This window comes from Aurantibacter sp. UH7 (assembly GCF_056839165.1).
Genome location: NZ_CM166388.1, coordinates 931,895 through 952,288, shown reverse-complemented (window position 1 = coordinate 952,288; position 20,394 = coordinate 931,895). Strand labels below are relative to the sequence as shown.

At 34.7% G+C, this 20,394-nt stretch carries 20 protein-coding genes; 5 read left to right on the top strand and 15 right to left on the bottom strand.

Annotated elements, in window-relative coordinates:
- The first annotated feature begins 4 nt into the window (after nt 1-4).
- Complete coding sequence (locus UH7x_RS04130) at nt 5-1,090, top strand: DUF4056 domain-containing protein (RefSeq protein WP_482362457.1); 1,086 nt, start codon at nt 5-7, stop codon at nt 1,088-1,090.
- A gap of 86 nt (nt 1,091-1,176) precedes the next feature.
- On the opposite strand, the gene UH7x_RS04125 is transcribed toward UH7x_RS04130, so the two are convergent.
- The 3 genes from UH7x_RS04125 to UH7x_RS04115 are packed head-to-tail and all read right to left on the bottom strand — an operon-like array spanning nt 1,177 to nt 4,668.
- A complete protein-coding gene (locus UH7x_RS04125) occupies nt 1,177-2,403 on the bottom strand; it encodes an adenylate/guanylate cyclase domain-containing protein (protein WP_482362456.1) in 1,227 nt (408 codons plus the stop codon).
- 49 nt (nt 2,404-2,452) lie between these two features.
- Nucleotides 2,453-3,169 carry a class I SAM-dependent methyltransferase gene (locus tag UH7x_RS04120; RefSeq protein ID WP_482362455.1) on the bottom strand — a complete coding sequence of 239 codons (717 nt, stop codon included), beginning with the start codon at nt 3,167-3,169 and terminating at the stop codon, nt 2,453-2,455.
- A gap of 41 nt (nt 3,170-3,210) precedes the next feature.
- On the bottom strand, nt 3,211-4,668 hold the full coding sequence (locus UH7x_RS04115) for a serine hydrolase domain-containing protein (RefSeq protein ID WP_482362454.1): 1,458 nt from the start codon (nt 4,666-4,668) through the stop codon (nt 3,211-3,213).
- Nucleotides 4,669-5,169: 501 nt separating this feature from the next.
- Here UH7x_RS04115 and UH7x_RS04110 point away from each other — a divergent pair.
- The 3 genes from UH7x_RS04110 to UH7x_RS04100 all read left to right on the top strand — a co-directional run bounded on the left by UH7x_RS04110 (nt 5,170) and on the right by UH7x_RS04100 (nt 8,069).
- Nucleotides 5,170-5,865, top strand: coding sequence for a cupin domain-containing protein (locus UH7x_RS04110; protein WP_482362453.1), 696 nt, complete (start codon nt 5,170-5,172; stop codon nt 5,863-5,865).
- Between the two features lie 170 nt (nt 5,866-6,035).
- Nucleotides 6,036-6,902, top strand: a complete 867-nt coding sequence (locus UH7x_RS04105) for a helix-turn-helix domain-containing protein (RefSeq protein WP_482362452.1) — start codon at nt 6,036-6,038, stop codon at nt 6,900-6,902.
- 30 nt (nt 6,903-6,932) lie between these two features.
- Nucleotides 6,933-8,069 carry an acyl-CoA dehydrogenase family protein gene (locus UH7x_RS04100; RefSeq protein WP_482362451.1) on the top strand — a complete coding sequence of 379 codons (1,137 nt, stop codon included), beginning with the start codon at nt 6,933-6,935 and terminating at the stop codon, nt 8,067-8,069.
- Nucleotides 8,070-8,172: 103 nt separating this feature from the next.
- Here UH7x_RS04100 and UH7x_RS04095 read toward each other — a convergent pair whose 3' ends face one another.
- The 11 genes from UH7x_RS04095 to UH7x_RS04045 all read right to left on the bottom strand — a co-directional run bounded on the left by UH7x_RS04095 (nt 8,173) and on the right by UH7x_RS04045 (nt 17,613).
- Complete coding sequence (locus UH7x_RS04095; protein WP_482362450.1) at nt 8,173-8,766, bottom strand: hypothetical protein; 594 nt, start codon at nt 8,764-8,766, stop codon at nt 8,173-8,175.
- A gap of 69 nt (nt 8,767-8,835) precedes the next feature.
- The gene (locus UH7x_RS04090; RefSeq protein WP_482362449.1) at nt 8,836-9,405 is read right to left on the bottom strand and encodes a Crp/Fnr family transcriptional regulator; all 570 of its coding nucleotides are present in this window, start codon (nt 9,403-9,405) and stop codon (nt 8,836-8,838) included.
- Nucleotides 9,406-9,504: 99 nt separating this feature from the next.
- Nucleotides 9,505-10,698 (bottom strand): FG-GAP repeat domain-containing protein, encoded by a 1,194-nt coding sequence (locus UH7x_RS04085; protein ID WP_482362448.1) that lies wholly within the window; start codon nt 10,696-10,698, stop codon nt 9,505-9,507.
- 72 nt (nt 10,699-10,770) lie between these two features.
- Nucleotides 10,771-11,313: a DUF5655 domain-containing protein gene (locus UH7x_RS04080; protein ID WP_482362447.1), complete on the bottom strand. Its 543-nt coding sequence runs from the start codon at nt 11,311-11,313 to the stop codon at nt 10,771-10,773.
- A 508-nt stretch (nt 11,314-11,821) separates the two neighbouring features.
- On the bottom strand, nt 11,822-12,085 hold the full coding sequence (locus UH7x_RS04075) for a hypothetical protein (RefSeq protein WP_482362446.1): 264 nt from the start codon (nt 12,083-12,085) through the stop codon (nt 11,822-11,824).
- Nucleotides 12,086-12,745: 660 nt separating this feature from the next.
- Nucleotides 12,746-13,117 (bottom strand): nuclear transport factor 2 family protein, encoded by a 372-nt coding sequence (locus UH7x_RS04070; RefSeq protein WP_482362445.1) that lies wholly within the window; start codon nt 13,115-13,117, stop codon nt 12,746-12,748.
- Between the two features lie 74 nt (nt 13,118-13,191).
- Nucleotides 13,192-13,863 carry a haloacid dehalogenase type II gene (locus tag UH7x_RS04065; protein WP_482362444.1) on the bottom strand — a complete coding sequence of 224 codons (672 nt, stop codon included), beginning with the start codon at nt 13,861-13,863 and terminating at the stop codon, nt 13,192-13,194.
- Nucleotides 13,864-14,052: 189 nt separating this feature from the next.
- The gene (locus UH7x_RS04060; RefSeq protein WP_482362443.1) at nt 14,053-14,946 is read right to left on the bottom strand and encodes a 3-hydroxyacyl-CoA dehydrogenase; all 894 of its coding nucleotides are present in this window, start codon (nt 14,944-14,946) and stop codon (nt 14,053-14,055) included.
- A gap of 116 nt (nt 14,947-15,062) precedes the next feature.
- Nucleotides 15,063-16,046 (bottom strand): NADP-dependent oxidoreductase, encoded by a 984-nt coding sequence (locus UH7x_RS04055; RefSeq protein ID WP_482362442.1) that lies wholly within the window; start codon nt 16,044-16,046, stop codon nt 15,063-15,065.
- Nucleotides 16,047-16,128: 82 nt separating this feature from the next.
- Nucleotides 16,129-16,704, bottom strand: coding sequence for a Crp/Fnr family transcriptional regulator (locus tag UH7x_RS04050; RefSeq protein ID WP_482362441.1), 576 nt, complete (start codon nt 16,702-16,704; stop codon nt 16,129-16,131).
- 162 nt (nt 16,705-16,866) lie between these two features.
- Nucleotides 16,867-17,613, bottom strand: coding sequence for a DUF6090 family protein (locus UH7x_RS04045; protein ID WP_482362440.1), 747 nt, complete (start codon nt 17,611-17,613; stop codon nt 16,867-16,869).
- A 703-nt stretch (nt 17,614-18,316) separates the two neighbouring features.
- Here UH7x_RS04045 and UH7x_RS04040 point away from each other — a divergent pair.
- Nucleotides 18,317-19,372, top strand: a complete 1,056-nt coding sequence (locus UH7x_RS04040) for an IS110 family RNA-guided transposase (protein ID WP_482361459.1) — start codon at nt 18,317-18,319, stop codon at nt 19,370-19,372.
- A gap of 291 nt (nt 19,373-19,663) precedes the next feature.
- Here the strand turns inward: UH7x_RS04040 and UH7x_RS04035 are convergent, their stop codons facing one another.
- A complete protein-coding gene (locus UH7x_RS04035) occupies nt 19,664-20,176 on the bottom strand; it encodes a GNAT family N-acetyltransferase (protein WP_482362439.1) in 513 nt (170 codons plus the stop codon).
- Between the last annotated feature and the right edge of the window lie 218 nt (nt 20,177-20,394).

Here is a 20,394-nt window from a genome sequence, read left to right as displayed (position 1 = left end):
TTCCATGAAATCTGATATTTCTAAAACTTTATTAAATAGTATCACACTAGTTGTACTCTTGGGCCTTGTGCTCAGTCCGATAACTTTGCGCGCGCAAACTGCAGCTATTGCCGATGTTAATTTAGATAAAATTCCACCGCGTATTATTCGGGCATGTTGTGCGTTTGGATACGATTTAAAATTATGGGGTGTGCCGTTTGTAAATGTGGATCAAGTGATAAGTGTAGCCGACTTGGGTGAACATCATTACATGGGGAATAAAAGTGAAGGTACAGGTACTATTTATACGAATAAAGGTGGCTTTATTGATATTGGTCACATGCGCGATCAAATAGATTGGACACGCTATTTATACACTACTATTTTAGATAGTAGGGGCAAAGGGGAAGTAATTCTGAATTTGCGTAATGAAGCTGGTCGTAAGACGTTATACTTAAATGTTCCTGCAGCGTTAACTAGTAGCGATTGTATTTTGTTGGCTGGAAAAATAACATACGATCTCTCGCTATGGCACGAAATCTCCACATGGTTTGGTGCATCAACCATTCCGTTAATGCCAGAAAAATTTTCTAGTTTTTCGGTTGAGGATGTATATTCCAACTTATTGGGAATACATGTGGGCATGAAAACCTTGCGCTCTACGTTTCCCTTTAACCAAGCTGCAACAAAGCATATCTCAGCAACATTAGATAGTTTAGCTGTTGTACAAACAGCACAAGAAACCTATGACGCTTATGATGCCGTAAATAGTTTGTGGTACACGAATAAAAAACGAATACCCCGTTCAAAAGTTACGCTAAAAAGAGATCCCGATGTGCTTACCTCTAGCCGCCCATGGATAGTGCCGAAGGAGATAGGAACTAGTGGCGCTCCAATTGTTTTAGAGGTGCCACTGATAACTGCTAATGGTGAGGCGCTTACCAACTACTATCAATTTACAATTGATCTTAATCACAGAATTCCCGTTAAAGAAATTTTCCCTAACAGGGATAGTAAGCTTATCAACCAAAATGATTTTGGGGTTTTACTACATAGAATTACCGATGATATGCAGACTATGGAAGAAAATGCCACGGCGGAAAATGAATGAAGTTTTTTGCACTTGGGTAACGTTAGCGCGAAGTGTAGTAGGACCTTTTGGGAGCATTGATTGACATACCCATGGTTAGCTATAGTTTATTTTACAAAATACATGCCCAATTCTCCTTTTCCCTTTGCAAAAATATTACCTCGAGAAAGACATGTAAAGTCGTCCTTAATTAGTTCATAAGTAGATGATGAGATATTGATTTTGCCAGCTTCACCAGCAGATTCTATCCTGCTCGCGGTATTAATGGTGTCTCCAAAAAGATCATAAGCAAACTTCTTTTTGCCCACAACACCTGCTACTATAGTTCCGGTATGTATACCAACTCTCATTCTCCATTTTGTTTCATGACTCTTATTCCGCTCCTCAAGAAAGGCTAACATTTTTTGTGCCGCTGTGACACACCTAGCAGCATGATTAGTAATATTCCCTTCAAGACCAGATGCAGCCATATATGCATCTCCAATAGTTTCAATCTTTTCGACTTCTGTTTCCTCCATAATTTCATCGAATCTACCAAAAATCTCATTGAGTTCATTGACCAGAGTGATTGCCGAGATGGATGCTACAAGCTTAGTAAAACCTTCAAAATCAGTAAATAAAATAGTTACATTCTTATGCCTTTTCGGAATTGTCTTACCACTTTCTTTTAGGTCCTTTATTATGTTTGCTGGTAAAATATTATGGAGCAGGTCATCTGACTTTTTTTGCTCAGCTTTTAATGAATCTTCTGACTTATCAATTAGCACCGACAAACTCCATATAAGTGTGAGACAAATCAATCCTGTTATGCTGATATTGACAACTTGTGATAAATGAGCATCCATTCTCTCATAGTGCGCATTAATTTTTGATTGAAGTACAACGGTAGCGATTAATGTAACGCAAGCCAACAAACTGAAACTATGGGCATATACCCTTGCCTTTCGTGGAAAAGTCATGTAGGGTAAGATGATGATTAAGAAAAAAATGGTGGCCACCCCTGACGAATATCCCAACAAATAAAGAAATATTAGAACCGAAATATAGGATGTAATAGCAAGCCATATGGAGGCAACTACCCGCCAACCTTTCTTGTTAAGCACTAACACCATAAGAAACATCAACCCCATTAATCCGTTGCTTCCGTAAATTAGAGCGGCTTCTGAACTGTAAATTGTAATTAGCATCCATATTACATTAAACAAAACCCCTAGAATGGCCGCAACGTTTGTAACACGTAAATATCTTTTCTCAGTTACAGAATACTCTTTCTTAGCGCCAATATCAAGAATTCTTTGTGAGAACCGAATTTCGTTTTTATCATCAATTGACATTTGGTTCTTCTTTTTTCCTTTAGATTATTGATTGCTTTTTAATTGTCGCTTACCGTTGCACTTGTAAGTTTGGTTCTTTGTTTGAAGATACTATTATTATATAAACAAAGGCGTCAATAGAAGCGAGAGATTTAGGCTTTATTGTGGGTAGTTTTTTTTCGCACGTTATCATCCATAATTTTTCTTTTGGACTTTCTACTGGCTCGTTAATTTCTTTTGCTTCAAGAATATTGTAACTCCCAAACTCTTCATGAACAGACTTTTCATCATAAAAGTAAAGATTTAGTCCTTGTGGGGAACGGAAAGTGTTTTTTTCTAACTCTTCTCCTACACCATATCGTTTGTCTTTTGTAGACAATGCCACAAAAATCATAATTCCATTATCCTCTATTTGTGAATAACTAGCAGCAATTAGTTTTTTCCTGTCGGCTGAATTCAAAAGGTGAATGAGTGCGTAGCAGTATATTGATTGATATTTAAATCTATCAAATGGCATTTCAGTTACTGAGCCGTAATGTATGGTTACATCACTTTGGAAATATTTACGAGCTCTTTCAATAGCTGTCTTAGATATTTCAATTCCAGTTACATCAAATCCATTATCGTAAAATATCTTCGCATTTCTTCCATATCCGAAACCCGGAATTAATATGTTATTTATATTGCGTTTTTGTAATAATTCAAAGACCGAACGTGCATTTTCAGTGGGGTTCTCTCCCCACATTTTGTTATTACTGCTAAAGGCAGATTCCCAAAATTCAGTCATAACATAATTCGTTTTAAAAGTGCTATTTTATGTATTTAATGCTAGTTTCTTAAATTAAGTTCTGTAATTGAATTCAAACCAGTCTGGTTTTCTGGATTAATTTGAACGGACTTCTGATAACTTTCTATGCTCTCTTCAAATCTACCTTTTTTTCGTAGCGCTTCACCATAATTATTATAGGCGTTCCAATCATTAGGAAATAGCTTTATGTTGATTTCGAAAATGGCAATAGCGGCATCAATATTTTCTTTAAGGTATGTACGGCCCAATCGGTTGAGTGGAAATGAGCCATAACTGAATTCTTCTAGGTTATTGATCACAGAATCTTCAAAAAACGTTTTGGTTATTTTAGGACCGACTACATCAATTTTTCGTGCAAGTTCAGTTGACAAAGATCTTTTAATTTCTTTCAAGGAATCAGAATACATTAAATAGGCACCAATGTCACTTGGATCATGACCAGTAGCAAGAACTACCACGCCCTTTTGCATTGTTTTATTGAAACCAATATAGGTGGTATACCCACCTGTACTTCCGCCATGCCAATAATTATTTCCATCAGAATTTGTAAAGATTATCCAGCCTAAACCCATACCAAGAGGATTATCTCCCCTCCTCACACGGTACATTTCATGACGTTTATGGTGTGTCAGTTCAATGGCCTGCGTCAATGGGGTTTGAGTAAATCCTAATTGTGCTGAGAGGTACTTAATCATATCTGTAGTCGAACTTCTAATCGCACCTGCGCCAGCAAGAGTAGAGAAATTCCAGTTTTGGGTACTTTGCCCAAATTCATTTTTACCTACCGCAAGATTATTTATCATTTGCTCATCGAAAGTGATTTTTGTTTCATTCATCCCAAGTGGACCTGTAATGACTTCACTAACTAAATCCTCATACGTTTTTCCCACATGCAGCGACAGGGTATGACCTAATAATCCAAAAGCTAGGTTTGAGTATTCAAAGTTAGTACCAGCCTCTTGCGTTGGCGTATAATTGGAAATAAACTCATACATCTGTAGTGGGGTATAGTCCGCAAAAGGATTTTTTTGGTTCGCTGGTTTAAAATTTCCAGGCATATTCGGAAGCCCTGAAGTATGATCTGAAAGATGCCCAAGCGTTATTTGTTGCTTTACTAAAACCGGAATTTCGACAGAGTCTGGAAGTAGCTTATTGATAGGATCATCTAATTTTAAATCTCCATTTAAAGTCTGGTCGGCTAATAGCGTAGCAGTAAACGTCTTGGAAATGGATCCTATCTCAAAAATTGAATGTTCATTAATCGCTGCGCCAGCGGAATCTTGTGTTCCAAAATTATAATAACGAATACCGTCCTGGTCGATAATTCCGATGGCAATCGCACCATTAAGTCCGTATTCAATTCGTTTCTGGATATTCTGAGTAATATCGTCTGGTAGCGGCTCTATTTGTGTTGAACAATTAGTAAATAAAATTGTAATTACTGCCAGCCAGATTGATCGATTCAGGTACGATTTCATTTATTTACTTTTTTTATGGAGCATAACAATTGACTAAACGTACTAGTGCGCTAATCTCGAAATAGCAATGCATATAGCAACTAGTTCATATATTTTATTAAATTAAAATGTAGGGGGAGATAGCAATAGGTGCGTTATTGCAATATAAAACTTTTTTAAAAAACACACTACAGGGCGAAAAGGAGCATGTTAAATTTCGTTTTAGCGCGAAGTTTATATTTTTTTTTGGTGATTTTTTTGAGCCTTATATGAGAAAATTTTAATGGGATACGGTGATGGTAATTGTTATTTATTTTTATTACTAATTAAAGTGTGAATATCACTGGTGATAAAAGTTAGTTAGGGTTTAGTAAGTTTTCTAATGTATATTATTCTTTCAAAATTTATATTTTGACATGCTCGGTCAATTTATTGAAAGCCCTAGTCAGTTAAAGTATTTATTTTCTCTATAGTTTTGATTTGTTCAATTGAAATTTAATAATAATCGTAAATAATGCAACCATGATTAAAAACAAAAAGAAGAATGCTATACTAAAATTAGCTGCCTTTACCATGATATTTACCATCGTACAAGGCTGTGGTGATAATGGAAATAAATCTAAACAAGAAGCGGACTCCATTGCAACACTGACTGTCGAAGAAAAAGAAGAATCTCATGTTCATGATAATTCTACGCATTCACATACTTCTGAAAGAATAATCAAGCCCGAAGATGCACAACAACTATGGATATTTCCAGAAAATAAAGACAAACTGGGGTCAGGAGGTTTACTTCAAATTTATATGGATCCTGAAAGTCATCCTGATGCTTCATCTGGTTTTTCAAAATATGAGTTGGGCGTAGGTGGAGCTTTGCCAGAGCATAAGCATGAAAAAACTGAAGAAATTGCTTATTTTATTTCAGGAACTGGTATTGTTATAAGTTATGAGAATGATGAACGTAAAGAAACAGTTGTTAAAGAAGGCTACGTATGGTATACCGCACCAGGAGAATGGCATTCCTTTAAAAATACTGGTACTGAACCTTTAAAACTTGTATTTGCTACAGTTCCAAATGCTAAACATGGTTTGTTAGATTTTTTTAAAAAAGTAGGTGTAGGGCCAGGAACAGCACCGTCTAATGGGCTAAGTGCTGAAGAATTTGCGAAATTAGCTGCAGATAACGATCTAATTTTAAAACCTGCAAAAATTGAATAGAAATCAATTTTGGGTTAGTAATACTTTAATGTCAGCGTTAAAATTTTATTGTATTTAGATGTTTTTTAGCGGCTATTAATCTAGTTAAAAATTGATTTTTTAATGTCAAATTAGAACTTTCTATAGAAAAAATCTTGTACTTTTCAGAGTGTTAAATTTATTTATTAATAATGGGTAACGGTTACGACATAGCAAAAAACACACCGACGTTCAAGAAGATTGAAGTGTCGTCACTAATGTTTTCGGAGTATCGATGTGCGGAGCAAAAGTCGATATTCACTACATGGAATCATCTAAATTATTTTATTTATGTTCTAGAAGGAAAAAAGAAATGGCGAACGTTAGAGCATAGCTACATGGTACATGCCAATGAAGTGCTTTTTGTTAAAAAAGGAGCAAATATTATTGAGAAGTATTTTGATTCCGATTTTTGTGCTATGGTAATTTTCATTCCCGATTCTTATGTCAAAGATTTCATATCTCAAAAACCTGAAATAGGTGCAAATCAAAATAGTAGCCTCCAAAGTGATAGTGCAATTCCTTTAAAAATGGATAGAACATTAAGCACTTATTTTACTTCGATGTTAGATTATTTTTTTAATCAAGAAAAACCATCAAAATATCTGATGGAAATTAAATTTCAAGAACTGTTGGTCAATATTCTTTCACTGCAGCACAACCCTGAAATTGGGAGCTATTTTAAACAGATTGCCCAAGAAGTTAAACCATCGATTAAAAACATAATGGAGGGCAATTATATTTACAATTTATCACTAGAAGATTTTGCACGACTATCACACAGAAGTTTAAGCACTTTTAATCGTGACTTTTATAGTGTTTATGAAACTTCACCAGGTAAATGGCTTACTAAAATGAGACTTCTTCATGCAAAACGATTATTGGAGAATACCACTCAAAAAGTTTATGAAGTTGCTTTTGATAGTGGCTTTGAAAGTCCTGCGCATTTTACAAGAGTGTTTAAGAAAGAGAACGGAATATCCCCTTTAAAATTTCAAAAAGCGCAGCTGTCTTTTTAAGCAGATTAATAGAAAAAATTCAGTCGTAATATGAATGTTCATAAAGAGAGGGTGACAGAATCGACATCAAAACAATTGTTAAATAAAATAGATCAACTTGGAGGTCAATTAGCTTCGAATGGAGTTGCCCATGATCAGACTGATACCTTTGTAGCGGATAATTATAAGTTGTTGAAAGCGCATGGATACCTTACAGCCATGATACCAATAGCACTAGGTGGCTTAGGAGTATCCTTTTCTTGTATGTGTGCCATATTGGTTAAAATTGCACGGTATTGCCCATCTACGGCCTTGGCTTTTTCAATGCATCAACATTTACTTGCGGCCAATATCTGGAAATATAAACAAGAAGGTGCCGGTGAAAAATTCTTAAAAGAGGTAGCTGATAAAAATCTTGTACTGGTAAGTACCGGTGCACGTGATTGGCTAGACTCTAATGGTAGCATGACAAAAACCAACAATGGCTATTTGGTTTCAGCAAAAAAGCAGTTTGCAAGTCAATCTGCGATAGGTGATGTATTGGTCACTAGCGTACCGTATAACAATCCTGAAGAAGGATGGCAAGTTCTCCATTTTTCAATACCTATGAAATCTGAAGGGATTTCCCTTTTGGATGATTGGCACACTTTGGGAATGCGCGGTACTGGTTCGCAAACTGTAATTCTCAATGATGTGTTTGTTCCAGAAGACTCTATTGTGATGACAAGAGCAAAAGGTGAATTTCCTATGTTTTGGAATGTTGTATTAACGGTGGCTTTGCCATTAATTATGGCTCCATATATAGGGATTGCTGAAAAAGCAATGATGATTACTTTAGAAAAGTCAAATGCAAAACAAAGTAAATCTCATCATATTTCTTTCTTGTTAGGAGAGCTGTACAATAGTCTAACATTGGCCCAGGTATTACATAAAGACATGATTGAAATAGCCAATAATTTAGATTTTAAGGCTGAAGAAAAAATAGGTGTTGAAATGCTGTCTAGAAAAACCTTAGTAGCTAAGGCGTGTACAGAAACTGTTAATAAGGCCATGGAAACGGTAGGTGGACAAAGCTTTTATCGCAAATTTGAACTTGAACGACTCTTCCGCGATATGCAGGCCATTGGGTTTCATACTTTACCTGAAAAGAAACAATTGTATTTTACTGGAGAATATTTATTGAAATAGTGTAATTGTTGGTTAGTTACAGTTTACATACTTGTTTACAGGCCAATCTAGTGATACTAAGAACTTTTTATAATTACAGATCTCTTTCGTTTTAGCGCGAAGTTTATATTTTTTTAGGTGGTGTTAGTTCCTGTTTCGATTTTCTTTCTTTAATTTTTAGCATCAGCCAATTTATAGCATATACTACAATTGTTATCCAAGCAATAGCTGTCAATACCCCCTTTAATACCGTAAACGTACTTGCAAGAAGTACAATGGTTTCAGATACCTCAACTGACCTTGTAATTAGTAAAATAATACAAATGTTTTCTAAATAATCGAATAACATCGCCAAGAAAGGAGTGAAAATTAACAAGGAGGCTATTTTGTTTTTTACACCTGTTATTTTAAGCAAACGAAATAGTAAACTACTTAAAAGCAAGGCCAATAAAAAGGGGTACAATAAATCTAAGAAAGTTAACTGTGGAAATAGGTATAATGCTGTAGTCTGATTATCTAAATTGTTTACAATAGATTCCGCCGTGGCCACCGAATATCCAAAAGTTTGCAAGTCAAAAGCTTTGGTTTCAATTTGATTATTTATCACCGGAAAAGTAAATACCATCATAGCTAACAAAACCAAATGGCTGGCTATAAAAAGCAGACATATGCGCTTTACGGAGGACGTTTTTTGAAGTAAGCTTGTGAAAATTGACATACTACTAGTTTTGATTAAAAATCAAAGGTTGTCAATTTATTAGCCTATTCCATTAACAAATGTTAAGGGTTACGATTTTGTGCGTAATCTGCTTAAAGATATGGTTGTAAGGCCTAAATATGACGCTATATCGGCATGCGGTATGCGGTTTTCTATATTTGGGTAGTTCTTTCGTAATAGGAGTAATCTATCTTTTCCTTTAAGTGATGCCAAAGCTATTTCTTTTTGGACCTTCGCCATTAATTCATTTCTTAAGACTGTATTTCCGAAATCTCGTATTTCTAAATTTTCAACCATTAATTGTTCGAAAGCTGTTGCATCCATAGTTGCTATTTCTAGGTCTGTTAATGCCTGAATATTTAGTACAGATTTGCCATCTTTATTTCGTGTTGTACTCGGTGATAGTATGGATTGTGACATGAAAAAAGAAATGGTTACCCCATCACCATCAGGCGTGGTTAGAAAACTTTTACAAATCCCATCAATAATAAAATATTCTAAATTATTATTTTGTCCAATCGAAGTGATTAATGCTCCTTTTTTTACATGAATACATTCAACCAGGTCTACAATCTTCCTTTTAGACGCATCCGAAATAGAAGTTATCGAATTAATAATTTGGCTAATCTTGTCGTACATTTTCTTTTTCTTATTCTAAACGCAAATTGTAGGCGTAGTAGATTTATGGTAATATAGTTATCAGGCTACACTATAGTTTTATGCAAAACTATTCATTCGTTATTTGTTCGGGTTTTCATACCAAACAATACCAAGTCCTTCACTATTAGGACCGTAATTTTCTTCACAAATTAAAATATCCAAATCACCATCTTCATCCAAATCCATTAGCTCAACTTTATCATACTTGGCTTTATGTACTCCTGAAATACTAACCCAATCATGCTCAGTGGCTGTTTTTAATTTTGTTCCACTTAAGTAAATTAAACCATCTTTTTCTTCTTTTAGGGTATTTGTACTCACTATTAAATCGGCAATAGAATCGTTATTTAGATCACCCACTTCAATAGACTTTGCTCGCCCTGTTTTTTTAGGAAGCTGAATCACTTTTTCTGTCCAGCTATTGTTGGTTTTCGAATAGATACGAATGGTGTTTTCTGTGCGTTCCGATACAAGAATGTCATCCGTGCCATCTTTATTTATAGCTGCAATACACATAAACATAACCTCTAGACCTTTGGCTCCTATGAAATGATTTTTCCAAGGTTGCTTTTGGTTTTTGCCAGTTGCAGGATTCTCCAGCCAACGGCAAGCTGCTAGTTCTCCTTTTCTATCCGTTATTACCAAATCTTCGTCCCCATCTAAATCCATATCTTTTTTTAGGATAGACATAATCCAACCGACCTTAGAAATTTCATGCCATTTCCAATTACTTAAATCAGCCGGATTATTAGGGGCTTCATACCAACCGAGAGTGGCATTCGCCCCCTTACTCGCAGCAATTAAATCTATTCCATTTTCAGAATCGACTTGCAGGGGTAAGGCATACATCCAACTTGTTTTTTCGGCGGATACTGGAAATACATCTTGTTGCCAATTCGAAGGATTTAAATAATCATTAGCAAGATTAAAATGCACAAAAATCTTTTGTGTTTTTCCTTCTGTTAAACTTACCACATCCATTTTGTTGTCGTTATTGACATCAAAAAAAACGGCATCTTCAACACTTGGTGTATTTCCAACAAGTACACTTGGCCAATTTTCTTTAATATTTTCAAACTCCGGCTGAAGGTATATTTTGGTAAATCCACTTTCTTCCCAACCAGTAACAATATCGAGCTTCCCATCATTATTAATATCTGAAAATTTAATTCCATCAGCTCCATTTCCATTAGTATCTATGCTATGGCGTTCCCATTGTGCCCATGTGCAATTAGGTAAAACACAAAAAATAAAAATCAAGAAATATTTCATCTTATTATATTCACATTGCGGGTAGCGAATGCTTTAATCAATTTTAGTGTTATCCTCGTTTGTAGTTACTTTTTAAATGGATTTAGTATAGGCCTCAGTAATCCATTTTTTTAATTCACTATCAATTTCAGTGAGCTCCGATAATCTTACGCGGTGCGTGCACATAGTGCCAAATGGACCTGAGTTTTCAAGTCTTTCAGTAATTGGTTTGTCTTTCAGTTTAAAGCCTAGGTCAATTCTAGTTTTAGTAGCAGGTTTAATTAAAATAAATTGTCTTTTGCGTATAATGCTCACACTTCCTTTTTTAGGAGTTATTATTACATCGGAACCCAGGGTATTTACAAAGGCAATTAGTTTTTCATATATAGGAAGTAATAGTTCTTTTCCTTTGTACTGAGCTACTACTAAGTCTTCCGACGTGTTTTTTTCTTCTTTAGATAAAGTCACAATAGTATTTGCAAAGCCGTGCGTTACGTTGTGTTCAGATTTTAAAAACGTAACACCTTCAGAATGTTTAGCAAAGGATTTTTCTTGCAGAATTTTTTTCCATTCGGCTAATGATTTGCCTGTTTTTTCAGGCATATTATCAATCATTGTTTGTAAAGCTTTGTCCATCCTTTTAATTTTTGGCAATCTGTTTCGAAGAACTGATGTTATTACTTCCCTTTTAGCTATTTAATTTTTCATTACAATTTATGAAATTTTAATTAACGTCTGGGTTATGCGTAGTGCGGAGGCACGCCGACTGCGAGAGCAGCGGTCGAGTTGGTGCGGCTGCTTCGTTTCCATCTACCGACGCAGCTAAAGCTTATTGTTTTGCTTTTTCTTTTTTTGTATCAAAACGACCCCGAAGCGTCGGGGCCAAAGATTTAGCGGCATAAGAAATATACACAGACCTTGGCGTTTAGACCGAAGTCCGTATTAAGTATAGGCATTGTTATCTTCTGTAGCGACACACAAGAGTAAGCACGTAACTCTGCGTTTCCGTATGTTCTCCGTTCGAGATGAAAGTCCATCCGCAATAGTTGCGTAGGAGTGAAGTCCATTTGCGCAAACAAGCTAAAAAGTCCATCTGCGTTACGATTAGAAATGAGTGAAGTCCTTTCACGTAAAGTTGCTCAATCTAGTTATTATTTTTCCTCGATTCCAATTCGTTTTTTATTCTTTTAATTGTGCCATGTCCAGTCGGAATATTTGCAATACTAATAACTACGAATACAATCATACCAAAGATAATTGCGTATTCATGGTCTATTATTACACCATAAATAGTTATTGCTAATAAAACAAAGGAGATTCCAAATATTATTCCAGAAATAGCCTTTATTTTCTTAATCTTGGATTTTAACTCGGGAACAGTTTTGTTTTTTAACTCTTCTTTTTTCAAGTATTTCTAAATTTTTGAGCTATTGAAGATAACGCAGCGCTATGGGCAGTTCGTCGTTTTTTTATGGAAATATAGTAAAATCCATCAACGATGAAACGGGAATAGCACTAATTATGAATATGGATCCCGATTTCATCGTTTATCAAGTAGCCCCGTTTTTTCTACGGGGCGTGACTTGTGGATTTTGCGGTATTGAGAATAAAAAAACGACAACCGGATTGCGTATAGCGACTTGATATGTAGCGTTGATAAGCCGCAGCGGCGAACTTGGCAAATAATCACTTATTTTAGATTAGGCTAGCAAGCCGCCATAGCGCTGCGATGATGTAGCATTTCCAAAAGACCGAGAATCGAGGTACGAGATGAAGGGATTTTGGTCGACGCAGGCGTTCCAAGCGCAGCGAACATATGAATACTTTTAAAAACAATAAAAATGATATGAATAATGCTACATCGGTTGTGTATATGAAAAGTAGCGCTGAAAATAAGCGGTTACCATTCGGATGAAACACAAGCCGAATTTTTAAATTTTTCTATTTATTTTTCTTTTCTCAAATAGCCAAATTTAAAAATTTGGCGACCTTTCAAATGCGCGCTAACCTTTTGTTAAGCAATGACTTGCGCTATTTTTTACATACGTTGTTGTAAGCAGGCTTTCTTTTATAATTGCTCCACTAGTTTCCTAGCAGTAACAGTATCATATATAATTTTTAGTTTACTAATCTTGTTTTGATTATTGAATTCAATAATGTCTACTACATCAAATTCCACTTTTTGATTATTCTTTAAAGTCCATTTATAAGTGAAATAAAGAGCTAAATCATTTGAGTCATTATCTTCAAAAATTCCTTTTAAATAAAGTTCAGAATTTGAAGTATCGTTATTCAATTCACGATAAAATTCATCTGCTTTTTTTATTCCGTATAGTGGTGAATCAACCATTCCATTCTGATTGAATAAAGCAACTACTTGTCCAATATTTCCATTTTCAAGGTGAGTTATATATTTCCTTGCGATATCTTTTTTATTCATTATTTCATCAATTTTTAAATTTCAGAATTCGTTTCTCAGTTTGCGTACAAACGGTGTTGTAAGCTGGCTTTTTTTCAATTCTGTCTATTATCAATTAATTGCTGAATTAAATTGGGTAAACTGGAATCCTTAAAATCTGCTTGTAAATAGAAAGGGTGATAGATTTCTTCCTTTCGCTTTACATAGGCAGTTCTAAGACCTGCCTTTTTTGCTCCAAACAAATCCCAATCATGCGTTGCAACCATTACAATATCCTTAGTACTTAAGCCTTCTTGTTTAGCTGCTGATTGGTAAATACCCTTGAATGGCTTGTACTTTTTTACATCATCAACAGAGTAATAAGCATCAAATAGGTCAATAATTCCTGCATTGGTAAGCTGTTCTTTTATCATTGCCAACGATGAATTTGAAACAGCAATTACCCGAATATCTTTATCGCTCAAAAGTTTAAGTGCTGGTTTAACATCATCATAAGCAGGTAACTTTCTAAATTCACCTAATATTTCAGCTTTTGTCTCGGTGCTAAGCGTTTTATTATTTTCAAAAAATAGATTTTCTAAAGCCACATCTGCTAATTCGCCAAAATTTTTATACTCGTCCATAATTCCCATTATACTAGAACTGTATAATAATTTTGTGAACCAATATTTCAAAACATACTTATCGTCAAAGTGCTTATCAAACTGTTTCTTAAGTAAACCCAAATTCAATAAGGTTTCATTCATATCAAAGAATACTGCTTTCATTATATTATTTTTTAGATTAATAATCTGTTTTAATTGGCACTACGTTTCATCGAGCTTGGTTACAACATTTATATATAAGGAAAGCTGCATTTTTGTGTGCTAGGGTTTTATTAAAGAAAATCAGAAGCTTCGAAACATATTTTTAAATATATCAAGATACTTCTGTAAATTTTCTTTCTAGTTAGGCCATTATTTTAGGAAATCAGGCATTTTGTATGCTGGATTTGGATAAGTATATACCCCTTTACCGTTTGCGGTTCCCATTTTTCCTTTGTCTAGATATTCTGCTTTTAACCATTGGGCAACCTTAGCAGAAAGTTCATCTCCATTTTCTCCCAATTCTTTGTACAAATTATAAGGTGAGTTTGGACCAATGATATCTATGAATCCGAACGGACCCATTGGTGCACCCGTTGCAATCATCCAGGTCTTATCTATTATTTGAGGTTCAGTAATGCCATCTGCAGCCATTTGAATACTAGCCTTAAAGTGCGGAATTAATAGCGAGTTTGTAACATAGCCTGGTTGTTCTTTATGCAATGGAATTGGAACCATAGCTATCGCTTTTGCAAACTCAATAACTTCTTCAAATACTTCTGTAGACGTACGCTCATGCTTCATAATTTCAGCAAGATTTAGTCGCCAAATTTCGTTAGCAAAATGCAAATGCAAGTATTTTTCTGGACGATCTGTGTAATCAACAATTTGACTTGGCATCATAGAAGAGGAATTAGAAGCAAAAATTGTTTCTTTTTTCGCAACTTTTGATAATTTTTGATAGAAGTCTTGTTTAATTTTTAGCAATTCTGGAACCGCCTCGATTACCAGATCAGCATTCTCTACTGCTTTAGCCAAATCTGTATATAAAGAAATACGATTGACCGCTTCATCTACTTCTTTTTTTGTAGCATAATCATCTTCTTGATAGCGTTCTTTTAAAACGTTAAATCGTTTTTTTACCTCCTCTAATGCTTCATCACTAATATCGTAAGCTGAAACGTTAAATCCTTTAAGTGCTGTTTGAAAAGCGATTTGGCTACCTAGAATTCCTGTTCCGGCAACTGTTACATTTTTGATTTTCATAATTTTGTTTTTTAATTTAATTGATTGTCTTTCTCTGAAATACAGCTACAGGTTAATCCCGAAACTTCGGGAGATTTTAAGCTGATATTTTATGTGTGATAAAGGGGGGTATTCGTCTATTTGATTTTTACCACAATTTTTCCTTTTGCTCTTCCCGTTGCAAGATGTTCGAATGCTTCCATACTCTTAGAGAATGGATAGGTTTTATCAATAATCGGTTTGATCTTTTCGTCTTCGACCATTAATTTAATTTCACTTAAATGTTCACCGTTTGGGTGCATAAAAATGAATTTGTATTCCGCGTCTTTATCACTACTTGCTTTAGCCAATTCCTCTGGTAATTTATAATCGTCCATACCAAACATTTTAGCACTTGCTTCATCCAAAGGACCAATAATGCTAACTACTATTCCGCCTTTTTTAACAACGGTAAAAGCTTCAAGAGTATAGTTTTGACCAAGTGTATCAAACACAATGTCTAAATCTTTGACTATGTTTTTGTAATCTTCGGTTTTGTAGTCGATTACGCTATCTGCTCCCAATTCTTTAACCCATTTTACGTTGCTTGTACTGGTGGTTGTATATACATAAGCTCCTTTTGCTTTGGCATACTGAATGGCAAAGCTTCCAACGCCACCAGAACCTGCATGTATTAGAACCTTATCATTTTCTTTTATACCTGCGTAGTCTAAAGATTGTAAAGCAGTAAGTCCTACTAAGGGTAAGCTTGCTGCTTCTTCGAATGAGATATTTCCTGGTTTTTTTGAAACGGCATCACTAGTTACAGCAATGTATTCTGCCAATGTACCCATTTGCTCTTGAGGAACTCTTGAATACACTAAGTCTCCAATTTCAAAATTGCTAACGTTATCTCCTTTTTCTATAACAATTCCACTTACGTCGTAACCAGAAGTGCTTGGCAATTGTAAAGGCACCATAGCTTGTAGATCTCCAAGAATAATTCCCTTATCTATAGGGTTAATGGCGGCTGCCTTAACATCTATAAGTACATCATTGGCTTTAACTGTAGGTTTTTTAACCTCGTTAAAGGTTAAACTATCTTTAATTTCGCCGTATTTTACTATTTGTAACGCTTTCATATCTGAATCCGTTTATTTTATTCTTATTCGATACAAATGTAGAATGGGCTATCCGAGAAAAATTTACCCTATGGTAAGAAAACTACTTTTTTACTCTTTCTACCTTAATACGGCTCAAGCTTTGTTGGGTGATACCTAGATAAGATGCGATATGAAAATTTCGAGTATGCTGCTCTATGTCCGGATATTGCTTTAAGAATAAATCATACCTCTCTAAAGCACTTAATTGTAGTTGATTCAAAATTCGTTTATATAAACCAACTGCATGACGCTCTAAATTATGTCTATGACAAGATTCAAGTTCAGGAAAACGTGTGATAATATCATCTAGTTCTTTGACATTGAACTCAACAACTTTTGATTCGGTAAGGCATTCTATAGTTAGTGATGCTAGCTCATTGGTATGTATGGCTATATAATCGCTTATCCACCAACCTTTAATTGCAAATAGTAAGGTGTGCTCTTTTCCATTTTTATCGATAGCGTAAGATCTTAAGCAACCTGAGGTAACAAAAAATGTCTTTTTTACAACTTGTCCTTGGCGGATTAAAACGTGTCCTTTAGAAAGTGTTTTTTCTTTTGAAATGGAATAAAGAAACTCTTCAGCTTCTGGCCTTAAGTGTAATCTGCCTTCTATTTTTTTTATGAGCTCTTCCAATTTCTAAAATAGTAGTTCCAATCACTTAGAACGTGTTTTAAGCACTAAAGTTAGTAAATATATCACAGCTAGAAAGTCCGTCCTGCCACGCATTTGGGCGTGGGAGGATTTTCGGAAATTGGCTAAAACCAGCAATTAATTATACTTGTTGTTGTGCTTTCGTTATTTTTTCAATTCCTTATTAATAAGAATTTTTATTTCTTCCATATCGGATAGAATTTTCTTGAATCTTATAAGACTTCCTTTTTCCGATTCAACCTTCATAAATTGATGCCTTTCTATTATAATAAGAAGCTTGATTAAGTTTTTTTCGTCAAATACATATTCCGATAGTTTGGGTTGATTTTGTATGTTTTTAAATGCAAATTCTACACTCCCATATCTGTTAGCTGCCGTTGAACCCGCTTTAGCAGCTTCATCATTATTGTATTTAGAAAAATTTTCTGTTTCTTCTTTATATTTATCTAAACGAATTAATTGTTCTCTAATAGTTGGTGGTATTAATTTGATGTCACCCGTATTCTGTAATGTATGTATGGTGTTAGATTTGAATTGAACATTAAATAATGGCCAATCTAAATTGTTAGCTTGAGAAATTATTTGGAATACTGGCAAGTTTGGCTGATTATAAATTTCTTTATAGGCTTTAAATTTTACCATATTAGAATCTATGGCTAAAGATGTCTTCTCTATATATGCTTTGTCATTCTTAAAATCTTGTAATAATTGTTTATAATAAACCTGCCTTAAATTTTCAGTTTTTCGTTCATCATTAAGATTGTTTAATTGTAAGGCAATTAAAATGCCTAGAACAACAAGGATAATTTCACCAATGGCATATTTAAGGTATTTTCCAATTTTGCCTTCAGCAAGTAAGTTTTGTCTAATTTTTCTGAAAAATTTTATCATTGGTTAATGATTTGTTATAATGAAGCACAACGCAGCGCTATGGGCAGTTCGTCGTTTTTTTATGGAAATATAGTAAAATCCATCAACGATGTAACGGGAATGGTACTAATTATGAATCTGAATCCCGATTTCATCGTTTATCAAGTAGCCCCGTTTTTTTTACGGGGCGTGACTTGTGGATTTTGCGGTATTGAGAATAAAAAAACGACAACCGTCCCGAAGCTTCGGGAGCGTATAGCGACTTGATATGTAGAGTTGATAAGCCGCAGCGGCGTACTTGGCAAATAAGCACTTATTTTAGATTAGTCTAGCAAGCCGCTCCCGAAGCTTCGGGACTGCGATGATGTAGCATTTCCAAAAGACCGAGAATCGAGGTAGGAGATGAAGGGATTTTGGTCGACGCAGGCGTTCCAAGCGGAGCGAACATATGAATACTTTTAAAAACAATAAAAATGATATGAATAGTGCTACATCATCGGTTAGTATATGAAAAGTAGGGCAGTTGTTAAGCACTTTTTTTCAGATTTGCACTTAGCCATATTTTTCATTTTATTTTTATCTTTTTCTAAAATACATATTAAAAATATGGCGGACTTAGCAGAAAAGCACTAGTCTTTGTTTAAGCACTTTCTCCCTATTTTTTATAGCATCGATGAAAAAGCAGTAAGTCGAGTATCTTTAAAATGAACTAAAGATTAAAGATATGATTACTCAAATTACTGCTGTACCGAAGTTATACATTGGCATTGACATTCACAAGAGAAGTTGGAAAGTACATTGTGCTACAGATTTGTTTTCAGGCAAGTCTTTTTCAATGAATCCGAACCCGGAACAACTTAAAGATTATGTTGATAAACATTTCGCTAATTATGAAGTATCGACCGCATACGAGGCGGGTTGCTGTGGATATTCAGCGCATCGTTGTTTCGAATCTTATGGTTGGTTTTCGTTAGTAGTTAATCCTGCTGATATTCATAGAAAGGGTAAGGAGAAACATACCAAGACCGATAAGATAGATGCCCAGCTTATATCCAGAGAACTTAAAGATGGTAGATTAGAAGGTATTCATATTCCTGATGTTGACCGTGAAGAACTTCGAAGTCTTTTTCGTCGTCGCAATGATTTGGTAAAGGATTTTCGGAGGATAAAGAGTTATATAAAAATGCAGCTTTTATATTTCGGTATTAAAGAGCCAGAAGAATTTGACAACGACCATTGGAGTCATAAGTATAGGAAATGGTTAGATGATATTGTGTTTAAAAACCCAACAGCAAAAGCAACTTTAGAGAGCCGTATGCGTTTCTTTCGTTTTGTAGACCAAGAGCTTCGAGATGTTTCTACTCAGCTTCGTAGGTATTGCAAAACGTACCATAAGAAGGATTATATGTTGCTTCGCAGCATACCTGGCATTGGAGGAATTGTTGCTTGTGGTATTTTATGTGAATTGGGAGATTTACGACGTTTTAATAGTGTCAAACATTTGGCTGGTTATGTTGGTCTGGCACCTGGAGTTCACCAAAGTGGAAGTAACTATAAAACCCTTGGTATAACTCCACGTGCACATCGTTTAATACGGAGTTATTTTGTAGAGGCATCTTGGCAGGCGATACGAGCTGATCCAGTGATGCAAGCATACTATCGTAAGCACCAAGGTAGAAATGTAAAGAGTATCATTATCAAAGTAGCGAGAAAACTACTTAGTAGAACATTAGCTGTTATTAAAACAGAGACTCCTTATTGCATAGGAGTACTAGAATAAAAAAATAACCATAACAAAGCTCACAAAATAGTAGTGAAACTCGTACCACAAAACAACGTGGGTGATCCAAGAAATTGGAATCACATCTTTATAGCAAGTGGCCGAGTTTATTATAATTTATAATCATACAGATGCTGGTGAACCCTGAAAATAGGTGTATCACAAATAGGATGCGGAGCAAGTTATATTAAAAGAAAAAAAGGTGGTTTAAAGCAAAAAGAAAATATTAATTAACTTTAGAGAACTGGACTAGGGCTTTTCATAGGATACATTGTTAGCTACTGGCTTTTCTTACTTCAGCTCTAATTTCATCATTATGTCAGACTGTTCGTCATTCCCAAGTTTAAAAATATGTTTGTCAAATGGCACAAATCCATTTTTTTCATAAAATCGAATTGCTCTTGGATTTGCCTCCCAAACAGATAACCAAACAAATTCCGCATTTTTCTCTTTCGCCAATTTAATAGCTTTTTTATAAAGGTTTTGTCCAACTTTTTTTCCGTAAAATTCTTTTAGTACGTAAATCCGTTCTATTTCGAGTGCATTTTTGTCCTTATTAACGGATTGAGATTGTCCTGTATTTACTTTTAAATAACCAATTATTTTCCCGCTAAATTCACTAAAATAAAATTCAGAATTTTTATCATTCAGTTCTGTCTTAAGCTCTTCGATAGAAAATTTGTTTTCCAAATATTCGGTCATATTTTCTTCGCTATTTACTGAGGAATAAGTCTCAACAAAAGTTCGTTTTGCTATTCCTTTTAAATGTTCAATATCTAGAATGCTTACTTTTCTGATTTTCATTTGTTTTCGATAATGTCTTTTAGCTTGTAGCTAACAATTGGCTATGCGTACCGTGGTACGTATATTTCTATTTTCTAGGTAATTTAATCAAATCTGATAGAACATCAATGTTTCCAATAGTTTAGTGGTATTTTATACGTATAATATGCGTTTACAAACAACTAAGATTAAACTAAGCTCTAAAGTGCTAGTCATCCTTTATTTATAAATTTATAACA

Bases quoted from the DNA above. Each gene is read 5' to 3' on its own strand.
- UH7x_RS04130 (WP_482362457.1), top strand. From the start codon at position 5: ATGAAATCTGATATTTCTAAAACTTTATTAAATAGTATCACACTAGTT.
- UH7x_RS04125 (WP_482362456.1), bottom strand. From the start codon at position 2,403: ATGTCAATTGATGATAAAAACGAAATTCGGTTCTCACAAAGAATTCTT.
- UH7x_RS04120 (WP_482362455.1), bottom strand. From the start codon at position 3,169: ATGACTGAATTTTGGGAATCTGCCTTTAGCAGTAATAACAAAATGTGG.
- UH7x_RS04115 (WP_482362454.1), bottom strand. From the start codon at position 4,668: ATGAAATCGTACCTGAATCGATCAATCTGGCTGGCAGTAATTACAATT.
- UH7x_RS04110 (WP_482362453.1), top strand. From the start codon at position 5,170: ATGATTAAAAACAAAAAGAAGAATGCTATACTAAAATTAGCTGCCTTT.
- UH7x_RS04105 (WP_482362452.1), top strand. From the start codon at position 6,036: ATGGGTAACGGTTACGACATAGCAAAAAACACACCGACGTTCAAGAAG.
- UH7x_RS04100 (WP_482362451.1), top strand. From the start codon at position 6,933: ATGAATGTTCATAAAGAGAGGGTGACAGAATCGACATCAAAACAATTG.
- UH7x_RS04095 (WP_482362450.1), bottom strand. From the start codon at position 8,766: ATGTCAATTTTCACAAGCTTACTTCAAAAAACGTCCTCCGTAAAGCGC.
- UH7x_RS04090 (WP_482362449.1), bottom strand. From the start codon at position 9,405: ATGTACGACAAGATTAGCCAAATTATTAATTCGATAACTTCTATTTCG.
- UH7x_RS04085 (WP_482362448.1), bottom strand. From the start codon at position 10,698: ATGAAATATTTCTTGATTTTTATTTTTTGTGTTTTACCTAATTGCACA.
- UH7x_RS04080 (WP_482362447.1), bottom strand. From the start codon at position 11,313: ATGGACAAAGCTTTACAAACAATGATTGATAATATGCCTGAAAAAACA.
- UH7x_RS04070 (WP_482362445.1), bottom strand. From the start codon at position 13,117: ATGAATAAAAAAGATATCGCAAGGAAATATATAACTCACCTTGAAAAT.
- UH7x_RS04065 (WP_482362444.1), bottom strand. From the start codon at position 13,863: ATGAAAGCAGTATTCTTTGATATGAATGAAACCTTATTGAATTTGGGT.
- UH7x_RS04060 (WP_482362443.1), bottom strand. From the start codon at position 14,946: ATGAAAATCAAAAATGTAACAGTTGCCGGAACAGGAATTCTAGGTAGC.
- UH7x_RS04055 (WP_482362442.1), bottom strand. From the start codon at position 16,046: ATGAAAGCGTTACAAATAGTAAAATACGGCGAAATTAAAGATAGTTTA.
- UH7x_RS04045 (WP_482362440.1), bottom strand. From the start codon at position 17,613: ATGATAAAATTTTTCAGAAAAATTAGACAAAACTTACTTGCTGAAGGC.
- UH7x_RS04040 (WP_482361459.1), top strand. From the start codon at position 18,317: ATGATTACTCAAATTACTGCTGTACCGAAGTTATACATTGGCATTGAC.
- UH7x_RS04035 (WP_482362439.1), bottom strand. From the start codon at position 20,176: ATGAAAATCAGAAAAGTAAGCATTCTAGATATTGAACATTTAAAAGGA.